The following is a 13,910-nucleotide window of genomic DNA, read 5'->3' on the forward strand; positions in this document are numbered from 1 at the left end:
ACCGGCCGTCCGTTCCCCGGCGATGGCCCGGTCAGCCGGCGTCCGGGCCGGTGTCCCCTCGTCCCGGATCAGTCCTCGAACGTGAACAGCCGGACGTCGCAGTCCGGACAGAACAGCACGTCCCCCGGCTCCTCGGTCGGGTTGGTGTAGCCGCCACAGCAGGCGGCCGTCGTGGTCTCGGCGAGCGCCGCGCCACAGTCCGGACACGTCTCCAGGAACGTCCGGAGCGCGCCGGCGGCCGCCAGCCGTGTCGACCGGTCGAGTTCCCAGCCTTCGAGGGCGCGAACCGCACCGGCCTCGGCCACCGCGACGGGACGGGAGAGCCAGGTCCGTCCCGCGAACCCGCCGCTCCCGTCGTCGAGGACGACCCACTCCCCGTACCGGTCGGAGACGACCTCCGACTCGGCGGCGTGGGCCACCTCGTGGACCGCCCCGGCGAGCGCCGCCGTGTCGAGCGCGGCGAGGGTCGACATCTCCGCCTCCCAGTCCTCCCGGAACGCGGGGTCGGGGGCGACCCGTTCCTCCTCGACCACCACGACGCCGGCCTCGACGAGCGCCGAGAGGACCGCCTCGCCGTCGGGTTCGACGGCGTCATCAGCGCCCACCGGGCGCTGATGGCTTGCCGAGGTTCCCTCGGCAACGTCGCCGAGCGTGTCCGGCTTTCCCGTGGTCTCCGGCCGTTCGGCGGCTGAACCCCCCCGGCCACCGGGTTCGCGTTCGGTTCCGCCCGCCGTCGTTCCGGCTGTCGGTTCCGCCGGGGTCCCCCGCGGGGGCTCGCGACCGGGAACCTCGTGGTCGAACGGGTCGTAGGGGAGCGGGAGCGCGGCGACCAGTCGTGGCGCGAACCGGGGCGTCCCGGGGACGACGTACCCGCGGAGGTAGACGGCGACTGCCCCGGCGAGGAGGACGGGGAGCGCGGCGAGGCGTCGGCGGCGAGCGACCGCGAACGCGGCCCCGACGACGAGGACGACGTTCACGACGGCACACGGCCAGCAGCGCCGCTCGCCCGTGTGCTCCGGGCGGCGGAGGGTGTCGAGGAGTGAGCGGCTCATCCGTATCGACCCGTGGTACCCGGCGCGGGCGGATGAGCGTTCCGGGACACCCGGATCGGCCTCGACCCACTCTCGGGACGAACGCCCTCCAGCCCTCGATCCTGCGCCGGGCAAGCCCGGGGTTGATACCTCGCGGTCGACTCGAATCGATCGATGGCCGACACGGACCGCCAGGGGACGGAGATGGCGTACACGCGCCTCGGTGACACCGGGCTCGAGGTCTCGAAGCTGTGTCTCGGTTGCATGAACTTCGGGAGCGGTCAGCCGTGGATGGTGAACGACCGCGATCGGAGCCTCGATATCCTCGACCGGGCGATGGATCTGGGTATCAACTTCCTCGACACGGCGAACGTCTACTCGCAGGGGGAAAGCGAGGAGATCGTCGGCGAGGCCATCGCCTCGCGACGGCGGGACGAACTCGCCGTCGCCACGAAGGTCCGGTGGGGGATGCGCGAGGGACCGAACGCCTCCGGGCTCTCGCGCAAGCACGTCATCGACCAGGCGTACGCCTCGCTCGACCGGCTCGGGGTCGACTACATCGACCTCTACCAGATCCACCGGTGGGACGAGTCGGTTCCGCTGGAGGAGACGCTGTCGGCGCTCTCCCACCTGGTCGACGAGGGCGTCGTGCGCTACGTCGGCGCGTCGACCATGACGGCCTGGCGGCTGACGAAGGCGCTCTACGCGGCCGACGCGTGGGGTCACGAGCGGTTCGTCTCGATGCAACCGGAGTACAACGCCGTCGACCGCCACGAGGAGGCGAACGTCCTGCCGGCGTGCGCCGGGGAGGGGATCGGCGTCGTCCCGTGGTCGCCGCTGGCCGGGGGGTTCCTCACCGGGAAGTACGAGCGCGACGTCGAACCCCCCGAGGGGAGCCGCGCGGCCGACGACGAGTACACCGAGCGGCGGTTCACCGAGGAGAACTGGGCGGTCCTCGACGCGGTGCGCGCGATCGCCGAGGAGCGGGACGCGACGCCCGCGCAGGTCTCGTTGGCGTGGCTCCTCGCGAAGGACGTCGTCGACGCGCCCATCGTCGGCGCGAAGCGGATCGACCACCTCGAGGAGCACGTCGGTGCGCTCCCCCTGTCACTGTCCGATGCCGACCTCGCGCGGATCGAGGCACCGAAGACGCCCCGGTGGCCCGCACGCGGGAAGGATTGAATACGGCCGGTGCCCGAAAGACCCTGATGGATTCCGGGGAACTCGTCGAGACGCTGGAGCGGGCGGGGCTCTCTCCCTACCAGGCCGACGCCTACGTCACGCTGCTCGAGTACGGATCGACGTCGGCGACCGAACTCGCCTCTGCCAGCAGCGTGCCCAAGCCACGTATCTACGACGTGGTCGAGGAGCTCGAGAAACGGGGGTACGTCGAGACGTACGAGTCGGGGTCGCTCCACGTCCGGGCGCACAGCCCCGCGGACGTGATGGAGGACCTCCGCTCCCGTGCCGACCGGTTCGAGTCGGCCGCCGACGAGGTCGAGGAGCGCTGGGAGCAGCCGGATCTCGAGTCGAACCGGGCGAGCATCGTCCGGCGGTTCCAGACCGTCTACGAGCGCGCCTCGCGGTTCATCGACGAGGCCGAACACCAGGTCCACCTGTCGGTGACCCCCGAGGAGTTCACCCGGCTCCGCCCCCGACTGGTGGCGGCGTACGATCGGGGGGTCTCGGTCCGGGTGTCGATCCACACCGGGCCCGGGGTGGCCCCGCCGGACCTGGACTTCCGGGGCGCGTGCGGGGAGGCCAGACACCGGGAGTTCCCCGCGCCGTTCGTCACGCTGGTCGACCGGCGCAAGACCTGCTTCGCACACCACCCCGACGGGTTCGAGGAGTACGGTGTCCTCGTCGACGACCGGACCCACGCCCACGTCTTCCACTGGTACTTCCGGACGGCGCTGTGGGACGACTGGGGCGCGCTCTACGTGGCCGCGGGCGACGGTCCCGTCGAGTATCTCGACACCCGGCAGTGTGCCCGTGACCTCTCGCCGCTCATCGAGGCCGGAGCCGAGGTCCGCGTGCGCGTCGAGGGCTACGACATCGAGACGGGTGCAACCGTCCATCTTGAGGGGCAGGTCAGCGAGGCGATCGTCTCGGCGACCGGCGGTCGCGATGCGAAGGAGCCCTCCGTGGCGGGACAGGTCTCGCTGGTCGTCGAGACCGAGGACGGAACGACCACGGTCGGCGGCTGGGGGGCGATGCTCGAGTCGGTCGAGGCCACCCACATCACCGTCCTCGACGTGACGACCCCGGACGACTCCCGGCCGGAGTTCCCGCCGTCGAGAACGTGATCCATCCGGGAACAACGGCCGTTGTACACACACCACCTATTTTATAAACGAGTGCCAACCAGGTGCAAGTCATGCCAGCCAATGACCGAACGAGCAGCAGGGCGACGAGCGGCGTCTCGCGGCGGCGCTTCGTCAAGGCCGCGGGAGCGTCCGGTATCGCCGTGGGGATCGCCGGGTGTACCGGCGGTGGCGGCGACGGTGGCGACGGCGGCGACGGTGGCGACGGCGGCGACGGGGGAAGCAGCGGTGGCGGCTCCACGGACACGCCCATCAGCACCGAGGCACCCGAGGAGGAGGTCACCATCCAGCTGCTCGCCGACGCGAACTTCGAGGGGGCGAGCGACCAGATCATGCAGACGCTACGGGAGAACGGCGGCCTCCCGGACACGGTCCAGGTCGACTGGCTCGCCGGCTCGTTCGAGTCCGGCAACCGGCAGAGCCAGTTCCAGCAGCTCCTGAGCGCCGGGGAGGGCGAGCCCACCATCATGATGATGGACAACGGGTGGACCGTCCCCTTTATCGCGCGCAATCAGCTCCAGAACCTGAGCGAGTCGCTCCCCGACTCGCTCATCGCGGACGTCCAGGAGAAGTACCTCGACACGATGCTGGCGACGGCCAGGAACGCCGACGGCGACCTGTTCGGCGTCCCGCTGTTCGCCGACTTCCCGACCATCCAGTACCGCAAGGACATCCTCCGGGAGGCGGGCTACTCGGACTCCGACTTCGAGACGTGGGCGACCGAGCCGATGCAGTGGTCCGAGTTCTCGACGATCGTCTCCGACGGCATGGAGATCGACGGGATGGAACAGGGGTTCAACTGGCAGGGAGCCTCCTACGTCGGCCTGGCCTGCTGTGACTTCGTCGAGTTCATGGGATCGTGGGGCGGCTCGTACTTCGGCAACTTCGAGAACCTCTTCGGTCCCATCGGCGATCGGCCCATCACGGTCGAGGAGGAGCCGGTGATCAACGCGCTCCGGATGATGCGGACGTTCATCCACGGCTCGGACGACGAGTTCGCGCTCGAGGACTACCAGGACATCTCGCCGGACGCCGTCGTCCAGTACACCGAGGAGCCCTCGCGCGAGCCGTTCACGCAGGGTCGGACGGTCGCGCTGCGCAACTGGCCGTACTCGATCAACATCAACGGCGCGGAGGACGTCTTCGGCGAGGACCTCGGCGTCATGCCGATGCCGTACGCGGTCACGGCCGAGGAGTCGGAGTACGGCCCCGAGATCGGCGGGTCGACCTCCGCGCTCGGCGGCTGGCACCTCTGTCTGAACCCGAACGCCTCCTCGGCGAAGAAGCAGGCCGCCGCACAGGTGTTCCGGGCGCTCAACAACGACCAGGTCCGCCTCGACCTGTTCGAGATCGGCGGCTGGATCCCGCCCATCCCGGACCTCATCGACACCGAGGAGACCCGCGAGCTGGACATCATCGGCCGCTACGTCGACTCGATCCAGGTCGCCGCCAGCAACGCGGTGCCGCGCCCGGTGACCGCCATCTGGCCCCAGCAGTCCACGCAGGTCGCCTCGGAGGTCAACTCCTGCATCCGCCAGCAGAAGAGCCCCGAGGACGCCATGAGCTCGCTCGCAGAGACGCTCGAGGCGCTCGAGTCCCAGGCCTAAGAACTAATACATGGTTAAGAGTTAACGACTATCATGGCAACGGAACAAGAGACGACCCAGGTGGGCGGGGGCAGTGGCGGCGGGGTGTACACCTCGTTCGTCCGCTGGATGGAGAACCTCGGGGACACGGGGTTCGCCTACTTCCTGCTCACCCCGCCGCTGCTGTTGCTCGCGGTCATCGCGTTCTGGCCGCTGCTGTCGACGTTCCGCCTCTCACTGTACGCCGACGCCATCACCGGCTCGGCGAGCGTCGGGGAGTTCGTCGGCTTCGCGAACTACGTGGCGGTGTTGACCGGCGAGCGGAACGCGCTGATGCCGGCACCGTTCCTGCCGACCGAACTGACCGTGGGCGCGCTCTTCGAGTCGGCGCTGACGGTGACGCTCATCTTCACCGTCGCCAGCGTCTTCTTCGAGACCCTCATCGGGTTCGGCCAGGCGCTCGTCCTCAACCAGGACTTCCGGGGCCGCCGGTGGGTCCGTGTCGCCATCATCCTCCCGTGGGCCATCCCCATCGTCGTCCAGGGGATGCTGTTCTTCCTGCTGTTCAACCCCAACATCGGGGTGCTCGTCGGGACCAGCGAGAACCCCGCGCTGTTGAACCAGCTCGGGCTCCTGTCGACGACGCCGCTGGCGAACGCCCAGGACGCGACGATGATCATCATCGTGGCCGACATCTGGAAGACGACGGCGTTCATGGCCCTGCTCATCCTCGCGGGGCTCCAGTCGGTCGACCGCTCGCTGTACGACGTGGCGAAGGTCGCCGGGGCGAGCCCCTGGCAGCGCTTCCGGTACATCACGTTCCCCATCGTGCTGCCGACCATCCTGGTCGCGATGCTGTTCCGGACCATCCAGGCGATGCGGGTGTACGGCATCATCGACTCCGTCTCGACCTGTACGACCGTGCCGTCGCTGTCGTGTATGGTCGTCGGGTCGTTCTTCGGCGGGACGCGACTGATCGGCACCGCGGCGACGGTGGCGTTCATCACCGCGGCCATCATCGCCCTCGTCGTCTCGGTCTACATCGTGTTCTACGCACGGGAGGACATGTAACATGAGCACGGAGACATCCACCACGGAGTCGGGCGACGGCGGGGACGGCCCCGTCGAGTCGTGGGCCGGCCGCGCCATACAGAACCCCGAGCGGATCTACCGGGCGATGTTCTACATCGTCACCGTGTTCTTCCTGGTCACGACGCTGTTCCCGTTCTACTGGCTGCTGGTGCTGGCGGTCACCCCGCAGAACGCCCCCGTCACGCTGATCCCGACGCAGATCGACCCGAGCGCGTTCATCGACGTGTTCGACGCGGTCGAGTTCGCCCGGTTCATGTTCAACAGCCTGTTGCTGGCGACGGTGACGACCGCGTTCGTGCTGGTGATCGCTAGCCTCGCCGGCTACGTGTTCGGCCGGCTCGAGTTCCCCGGTCGGCGGCCGCTGATGCTGATCGTCCTCGCGATCAGCTACTTCCCGCCGGCGGCGTTCCTGCTGCCGCTGTTCCGGCTGTTCACCGGGAACGTCGCCGGGCTCGGGTTCGTGGAGCTCTACAACACGCCGGGGGCGATGATCCTGCCGTTCAGCGCGCTGTTCATGCCGCTGTCGATCTTCATCCTCACCACCTTCTACGGGCAGATCCCCGACGGGCTGGAGGACGCCGCCCGCGTGGAGGGGACGACCCGGCTGGGCGCGCTGTTCCGCGTCATCATGCCGCTGTCGGCGCCGGGCGTGGCGACCGCGGGCGTCCTGACGTTCATCGCCGTCTACAACGAGTACTTCTTCTCCTCGTTGATGACCAACGGCGAGGCGTCGAACTGGTCGCCGATCGTCAGGGGCATCCTGCAGCTCCAGCAGGCCGGACAGTTCGAGGTGACCTACGGCATGATGGCCGCGGGCAGCATCATCGCGGTGCTCCCCGTCGCCATCCTCGTCGTGTTCGCCCAGGAGAAGATCGTGAGCGGGCTGACATCGGGCGCACTCAAGGAGTAAGACAATGGCAAGCGTAACACTCAGAGACGTGGTAAAGCGGTACGACGACGTGACGGCGGTCGACAACATGAACCTCGACATCGAGGACGGCGAGTTCGTCTGTCTCGTCGGCCCGTCGGGGTGTGGCAAGTCGACGACGATGGAGACCATCGCCGGGCTGACCATCCCCACCGAGGGGACGGTCCACATCGGCGATCGGGACGTGACGAACCTGCCGCCGAAGGACCGCGGGATCTCGATGGTCTTCCAGAACATCGCGCTGTTCCCGCACATGGACGTCTACGACAACATCTCCTTCGGGCTCCGGCTCCGGAGCACCCCCAAGGAGGAGATCGACCGCCGCGTCGAGCGGGCCTCGGACATCGTCCAGCTCGAGGGGATGCTCGACCGGATGCCCGACGAGATGTCCGGCGGGCAGCGCCAGCGCGTCGCCATCGCGCGGGCCATCGTCCGCGAGCCCGAGGTGTTCCTCATGGACGAGCCGCTGGCGAACCTGGACGCGAAGCTGCGGGTCCACATGCGGACGGAGCTCCAGCGGCTCCACAAGGAGCTCGATACGACGATCATCTACGTCACCCACGACCAGGCCGAGGCGATGACGATGTCCGACCGCATCGCGGTCATCGACTCCGGCGAGCTCCAGCAGATCGACCCGCCGCTTACCTGCTACAACGAGCCCGCCAACCTGTTCGTTGCGGGGTTCATCGGCTCGCCAGCGATGAACTTCGTCGTCGGCGAGGCGGTCGCCGAGGGATTCCACTCCGACGTCGGGGAGATCGACATCGAGTTCGACCCGGCGAACGTCGGCGTCGGCGTCGGCGACCGTCTCACCGCGGGCATCCGCCCGGAGGACGTCTACCCGGCCGAGAATGCCGAGAACCTGGCCGACCCCTCGAAGCCCATCAGGGCACGGACGGACGTACTGGAGCCGATGGGCGACGAGATCTTCATCTATCTCGTCACCGACGAGGACGCCGAGGTCGATCTCGAGGAACTCGACACCTCGGGCGGACAGCTCCTGATGAGCGTCGACCCCGACTCGGAGATCGAGGAGGACCAGGAGATGGAGGTCGTCCTCGACCGCTCGAAGGTCCACCTCTTCGACAGCGACACCGAGGAGGCGCTCGTCCACGGCATCGTCGACGTCGGCCCCGACGCCGGCGGTCCGGCGGGCCAGGAGGCCGCCGGGGACGACTGACCCGATGATCGAACAGTCGTACTTCGTCGCGGGCTCGCTGCTGTTCCTCTTCTGGGCCTACGGCCTCGTGTCGTTCGTCCTCGACGTGAAGAACAAGTTCGTCCCCGGGGTCCGGCGGTATCTGGAGAACCGGGGAGAGCGCAAGGAGGAGGCGAAGCGAGCCGAGGAGCGCGAGGAACGCGAACGACAGCTCCTCTGAACCGGATCGGACCCCGCTCTCGGAACGTCCGGCTGGGTGCTCCGTCCGCCGAACCCTGTAGTCCGTCCCGTCGCTCCCGTCCTACTCGTGGCTCGGCCGGCCGGGATCGGGGTGGCCGGTCCGGACCGAGTCCTCGTAGAGGACGCCCCGCTCGGCGTCGAGCGTGACCGGCGACTCGTCCGGTAGCTCGTCCTCGCCCGGGAGGTCCGCACCGCTGATCATGGGGACGCCGAGTTCGCGCGCGACGATGGCGGCGTAGCTCGTCTGTCCGGGCCGGGCGTCGATGATACCCGCGAGCTTCCGGGGCTCGCCGGAGAACTCCCCCTCGAACCCCTCCTCGAGGGCGACGATCGCTCCCTCGGGGAGGCCGGTGAGGTCGCCGTAGTCGAGTCTGAACAGGGGACCGGTCGCCGAGCCCTCGACGACCGAGCGGCCGGAGGCGAGTATCTCGGCGGCGACGTGGACCTTCAGCATGTTCGTGGTGTCGACGCCCTCCATCTCGGTCATCATGCCGGCGAGCGCGACCACCGTGTCGCCGCTCTCGGCGGCACCGGCTTCGAGGGCGGTCTGGACCGCCTCCTGGATCACGGATTCGGCACCGCCGCTCGTCATCGGGGTGTACTTCGGGACGACCCCCCAGGAGAGCCCGAGTCGGCGGCGGACGCCGTCGTTGGGCGTCGAGGCCACGATCGGAATGGTGGGTCGGTACTTGGCGGCCTTGAGCGCGGTGTAGCCGGACTCGGTGGCGGCGACGACGGCGCTCGCGCCGATGTCACGGGCCATGTACCTGGCCGAGCGGGCGAGCGCGTCGGTCTGCGTCTCGCCGCTCGCCGGCACCATCCCCTCGAAGACCTCCGTGTACTCCTCGCTGGATTCGACGTCGCGGACGATGCGGTCCATCGTCTCGACGACGTTGACCGGGTCCTCGCCGACGGCGGTCTCGCCCGAGAGCATCACCGCGTCGGTCCCGTCGAGCACCGCGTTGGCGACGTCGGCCGCCTCCGCGCGGGTGGGCCGGCGCTCACGGATCATCGAGTCCAGCATCTCCGTCGCGGTGATCACCGGGACGCCCGCGTTCACGCACTTCCGGATGATGCGCTTCTGGATCAGCGGGACCCGTTCGAGGGGACACTCCACGCCGAGGTCGCCGCGAGCGACCATGACGCCGTAGGCCTCGTCGATTATCTCGTCCAGGTTCTCGACGGCATCGGCCCGTTCGATCTTGGCGATCACCGGGATCGACGCGCCGAGCTCCTCCAGGGTCTGGCTCACCCCGTAGACGTCCTCGCCCGAGCGGACGAAGCTCGCGGCCACGAAGTCGACCCCCTTCTCCGCGGCCAGTTCGAGCTCGCGCCGATCCGCCTCGGTTATGGTCTCCAGCCCCAGGTCGACCCGCGGGACGTTGACGCCCTTGCGACCTCCGAGCATTCCGCCGGAGTCGACCCTGGCGTGGACGGTTTCGCCCTCCACGTCGGTCACGGTGGTCTCGATGCGACCGTCGGCGATCAGGACCCGATCGCCGGGCGAGACTGCGGCGATCGACGTCGAGAGACCGATCTCCTCGGGGGTCGCGGTGTCGCCTTCGACGAACCGGACCGTCGAGCCGTCGACGAGTTCGATCGGCTCCTCCAGGGGCGCGGTCCTGACCTCCGGACCCTGGAGGTCGTGCATCACAGCCAGGGTCTCCCCGGAGGTGGCGTCGACCTGTCGGAGCCGGTCGATCAGCTCGGCGCGGTGCTCGGTCGAGCCGTGGCTGGCGTTGAGCCGCGCGACCGACATCCCGGCGTCGACGAGGCCCTCGATGGTCTCGACGTCGTCCGAGGCTGGCCCGAGCGTACAGACGATCTTCGCGTTGCGTATCCGGTTCGTGTCGTCGCGGTCCGGCGGTTCGGGGGGGACGCCCTCCACGGCCGCCCGCCGGGGGTCGGCGTCGGGGTCGGTCATCCGTCAGAGGACGATGCTCTTCGTGGTCGTGAAGGCTTCGATGGAGTAGCCGATCCCCTCGCGGCCGATCCCCGAGTCCTTCACGCCGCCGAACGGGATGTCGCCGAGACCGTGCGAGGGCGCGCCGTTGATACGGACTCCGCCGGCCTCGAGCCGGTCGGCGACGCGCATCGCGCGGTCGTAGTCGGCGGTGAAGACGGCGGCGTCGAGCCCGAGGTCGCCGCCGTTGGCGATCTCCAGGGCCTCCTCCTCGCTCCCGAACGAGGTGACGACCGCCACGGGCCCGAACTGCTCCTCGTGGAGGATGCGGGCGTCGTGGGGGACGTCGGCGAGCAGCGTCGACTCGTAGAAGTGGCCGTCGCGCTCGCCGCCGCGGACCAGGGTCGCGCCACGCTCTATCGCGTCGTCGACGAGCTCCTCGACCCACTCGGCCTGCGACTCGGAGATGAGCGGTCCGAGCGTCGTCGACTCGTCGAACAGATCGCCGGGCTGCCAGCTGTCGACCTCCGCTTCGAGCAGGTCGACCACCTCGTCGTGGACGTCCTCGTGGACGAGCACGCGCGAGACGGCCGAACAGCGCTGGCCGGCGTACTTGAACGACCCCTTCGCACACTGGGCGGCGACGTCCGCGAGATCGGCGTCCGGGAAGACCACGGCGGGTGCGTTCCCGCCGAGCTCCATGTGGAGGGTCGTCATCCCGGACTGCTTGGCGACGTGCTTGCCGGCGTTCGAGGAGCCGGTCATGGCGACGGCGTTGATGCGGTCGTCGCCCGCGAGCAGGTCACCCACCGTCGAGCCGCGTCCGGTGACGAGGTTGAACGCGCCGTCAGGGAGGCCGGCCGCCTCGATGGCCTCGGCGAGGATAGCCGCGCTCACCGGCGTCTTGCTCGCGGGCTTGCAGACGACGCTGTTGCCGGCCGCCAGCGCCGGGGCGATCTGGAGCGCCGTCGTCGAGAGGGGGTAGTTGTACGGCGTGATACAGAGGATCGTCCCCATCGGTTCGGGTCGGACGATCGCCCGCCAGCCCTCGTGGCCGTCCGTGGTCCCCTCGAGGAACTCGCCCTGTAGTTCCCGGGCCTCGCCGGCCGCCCGGCGGAATCGCTCCGCCGCCGAGTCGACCTCCCCGCGTGCCGAGGAGATCGGCTTGCCCGCCTCGCGGACGATGGCGTCGGCGAGGCGATCCTTCCGTGCCTCGATCCCGGCCGCGATCGCCTCCATCCACTCCGCCCGCTGGACGATGGTCGTCTCGCGCATCGGCCCCTTCGCCCGGTGGGCGGCCGCCAGGGCCGCCTCCGCCTGCTCCGGGCTGGCCGCGGCCACCCGGGCGAAGATCCCCCCTTCGGCGAGGTCGGCCACCTCGATGACGTCCTCGCCGTCCTCCCACCGGCCGTCGATGTACAATCCCTGGTCTCGCTGTTCGAGTCCGGTAGCCATGTATCTCCCTACGACCGCCAGCGTTAAGAAGTTTACTCGGATTAGAATAAATAATATCATGACCTCGCGTGAGACGGTGACGGACGGCGGGTTCGACCGGGAGGACGGGCGGTCCGGAGACGGGGGAGGGCTGCCGACGGGTCGCCGCGAACGACTCGCCTCCCTCCTCGAACGCGAGGGGCTCGAGAGCGTCTGGTTCGCCGACCCGGACACGTTCGCGTGGGCAACGGGCGGGTCGAACTACGTGGACCGACGGGCGGCCGTCGGCGACGCCGCCGTCGGCTTCGACGGGGAGTGGACCGTCGTGACGAACGACATCGAGGTCGCGCGGCTCCGGGACGAGGAACTCCCCGATGGGGTGCCGGTCGACTCCTTCGAGTGGCACGCGGGCTCGCTCGCCGACGCGGTGGCCGAACACGCCGAGACGCCCGCCGGAGCGGACTTCGACGTCCCGGGGTTCTCCGCCGTGGAGGCCTCGCCGCTCCGCCGCCGGCTCACAGGGGCCGACGTCACGCGCTACCGCGATCTGGGTGCCGATACCGCGGCGGCCATCGAGGCGGCCGCCCGGGCGGCCGAGCCGACCGACACCGAGTGCGAGGTGGCCGCGCGGGTCGAGGCCGAGCTCGCCGAGCGAGGTACGGAATCGCCGGTCGTGCTCGTCGGCGGCGAGGAGCGTGCGGGGCGCTACCGACACTTCACGCCCACGGACGCGACCCTCGGCGGGTACGCGCTGGTCTCGGTGACCGCCCGGCGCGACGGCCTCCACGCCAGCGCCACCCGGACGGTCGCGTTCGACCCGCCCGGGTGGCTCGGGGGGCGACACGAGGCGGCGGCGACCGTCGAGGCGACGGCGCTTGCGGCGACCCGTGCCTACGCCCAGCGCGAGGGCACCGCCGCGGAGGTCTTCGAGGCGATACGCGACGCCTACGCCGCGCTCGGACACCGCGGCGAGTGGCGCGAACACCACCAGGGCGGCGCGACGGGCTACGCGGGCAGGGAGTGGTTCGCCACGCCCACGAGCGAGGAGCCGCTCACCCTCCCGACGGCCTACGCCTGGAACCCGACCGTGCAGGGTGCCAAGAGCGAGGGTACCGCGCTCGTGACCGCCGACGAGGTGTCGTTCCTCACGGATGGGGACCGGGACTGGCCGACCGTGGAGGTCTCCGCGGTGGGGTTTGACGCGACGTTCGAGCGACCGGCCGTCCTCACTCGCTAACCGCCGTTGCCGAGGAGGTCCCGCACCGCCTCGCGCGACGGGAGGGCCGTCATCGCCCCGGATGCAGTCGTCGTAACCGCGGCGACAGCGTTGGCGAACGACAGCACGTCCGTGAAACCCGTCTCCCGGTCGACGAACGCCGCGACGGCCCCCGCGAGGAACGCGTCGCCCGCGCCGGTCGTGTCCACCGGCTCCACGGGGTACCCCGCGTGAGTGACGGTCGCCGGGCCCCACGGCGCGTCCTCGGCGGCTTCCGCCCGTGCGCCCGCCCCGCCGAGCGTCGTCAGGACGGTGTGTGGACCCTTTTCGGAATCGAACACCGCCCGGGACAGCGTCGACTCGTCCTCGCCCTCGAAACCGAGCGCCCGGAGCTCTCCGGTGGTCGCCTTCAGGACGTCGACGTGTTCGAGCGCCCGGCCGACCGTCGACTCGAACGCCCCGTCGGCCCACAGTTCGGGCCGGTAGTTCGGGTCGAACGCCACCGTCGTGCCGGCCGCGGCGGCGCGTTCGAGCAGGTCGAGCGTCGCCTCCCGCGAGGGGCCCGACGCCAGCGCGACTCCGCCGGCGACGATCCACTCGACCCCCGCGAGGACGTCGTCGGATACTCGGCCTCGCTCCATCCGGGTGTCGGCCGTGCCGTCGCGGTAGAAGGTGAACGCCCGATCGGCGTTCTCGTCGTGGGCGACGAACGCGAGCGACGTGCGGGCCTCGGTGTCGCGCTCGACGAACCGATCGGGAAGCCCCTCCTCCTCTAGCGTTCGGACCAGCACGTCGCCGAACGGGTCCGCGCCGACGCGGGTCCAGAACAAGGGCGTCTCCTCGAGGCGGGCGAGTCCCACGGCGACGTTCGCGGGTGCGCCGCCGGGCCGCCGGGTGAACGACTCGACACTCGCGAGCGGTCCCGGCGTCGCGGGCAGGAAGTCCACGAGCGCCTCGCCGGCCACCAGCACGCGTCGCCCGGAGTTCATACTCGAAT

The 13,910-nt window shown here is 69.8% G+C and carries 12 protein-coding genes; 8 read left to right on the forward strand and 4 right to left on the reverse strand.

Features of this window, described 5'->3' with window-relative positions:
- Positions 1-68 precede the first annotated feature (68 nt).
- Positions 69-1,052, reverse strand: coding sequence for a hypothetical protein (locus tag WDJ58_RS10375; protein ID WP_338917629.1), 984 nt, complete (start codon positions 1,050-1,052; stop codon positions 69-71).
- A 183-nt stretch (positions 1,053-1,235) separates the two neighbouring features.
- On the opposite strand from WDJ58_RS10375, the gene WDJ58_RS10380 reads away from it, so the two are divergent.
- The 7 genes from WDJ58_RS10380 (at position 1,236) to WDJ58_RS10410 (ending at position 8,340) form a co-directional block, all read left to right on the forward strand.
- Entirely contained in the window at positions 1,236-2,213 is a 978-nt protein-coding gene (locus tag WDJ58_RS10380; protein ID WP_380661586.1) for an aldo/keto reductase, read from the forward strand.
- Positions 2,214-2,239: 26 nt separating this feature from the next.
- Entirely contained in the window at positions 2,240-3,337 is a 1,098-nt protein-coding gene (locus WDJ58_RS10385; RefSeq protein WP_338917631.1) for a TrmB family transcriptional regulator, read from the forward strand.
- Between the two features lie 71 nt (positions 3,338-3,408).
- Positions 3,409-4,962 (forward strand): extracellular solute-binding protein, encoded by a 1,554-nt coding sequence (locus tag WDJ58_RS10390; RefSeq protein WP_338917632.1) that lies wholly within the window; start codon positions 3,409-3,411, stop codon positions 4,960-4,962.
- 108 nt (positions 4,963-5,070) lie between these two features.
- A complete protein-coding gene (locus WDJ58_RS10395) occupies positions 5,071-6,012 on the forward strand; it encodes a carbohydrate ABC transporter permease (protein WP_380661589.1) in 942 nt (313 codons plus the stop codon).
- 1 nt (position 6,013) lies between these two features.
- Complete coding sequence (locus WDJ58_RS10400) at positions 6,014-6,943, forward strand: carbohydrate ABC transporter permease (protein ID WP_338917634.1); 930 nt, start codon at positions 6,014-6,016, stop codon at positions 6,941-6,943.
- A 4-nt stretch (positions 6,944-6,947) separates the two neighbouring features.
- On the forward strand, positions 6,948-8,141 hold the full coding sequence (locus WDJ58_RS10405; protein WP_338917635.1) for an ABC transporter ATP-binding protein: 1,194 nt from the start codon (positions 6,948-6,950) through the stop codon (positions 8,139-8,141).
- Between the two features lie 4 nt (positions 8,142-8,145).
- Positions 8,146-8,340 (forward strand): hypothetical protein, encoded by a 195-nt coding sequence (locus WDJ58_RS10410; RefSeq protein WP_338917636.1) that lies wholly within the window; start codon positions 8,146-8,148, stop codon positions 8,338-8,340.
- A gap of 81 nt (positions 8,341-8,421) precedes the next feature.
- On the opposite strand, the gene pyk is transcribed toward WDJ58_RS10410, so the two are convergent.
- Together pyk and WDJ58_RS10420 are read right to left on the reverse strand one after the other, a co-directional pair.
- On the reverse strand, positions 8,422-10,200 hold the full coding sequence (gene pyk / locus WDJ58_RS10415; RefSeq protein WP_338917838.1) for a pyruvate kinase: 1,779 nt from the start codon (positions 10,198-10,200) through the stop codon (positions 8,422-8,424).
- An 87-nt stretch (positions 10,201-10,287) separates the two neighbouring features.
- On the reverse strand, positions 10,288-11,718 hold the full coding sequence (locus tag WDJ58_RS10420) for an aldehyde dehydrogenase family protein (protein ID WP_338917637.1): 1,431 nt from the start codon (positions 11,716-11,718) through the stop codon (positions 10,288-10,290).
- 58 nt (positions 11,719-11,776) lie between these two features.
- Here WDJ58_RS10420 and WDJ58_RS10425 point away from each other — a divergent pair, with 58 nt between their 5' ends.
- Entirely contained in the window at positions 11,777-12,934 is a 1,158-nt protein-coding gene (locus tag WDJ58_RS10425; RefSeq protein WP_338917638.1) for a M24 family metallopeptidase, read from the forward strand.
- Here the strand turns inward: WDJ58_RS10425 and WDJ58_RS10430 are convergent.
- Positions 12,931-13,902, reverse strand: a complete 972-nt coding sequence (locus WDJ58_RS10430) for a carbohydrate kinase family protein (protein WP_338917639.1) — start codon at positions 13,900-13,902, stop codon at positions 12,931-12,933. The genes WDJ58_RS10425 and WDJ58_RS10430 overlap by 4 nt on opposite strands.
- Positions 13,903-13,910 lie beyond the last annotated feature (8 nt).

This window comes from Salinirubellus litoreus (assembly GCF_037335815.1).
Taxonomy (GTDB): Archaea; Halobacteriota; Halobacteria; order Halobacteriales; family Haloarculaceae; genus Salinirubellus; species Salinirubellus litoreus.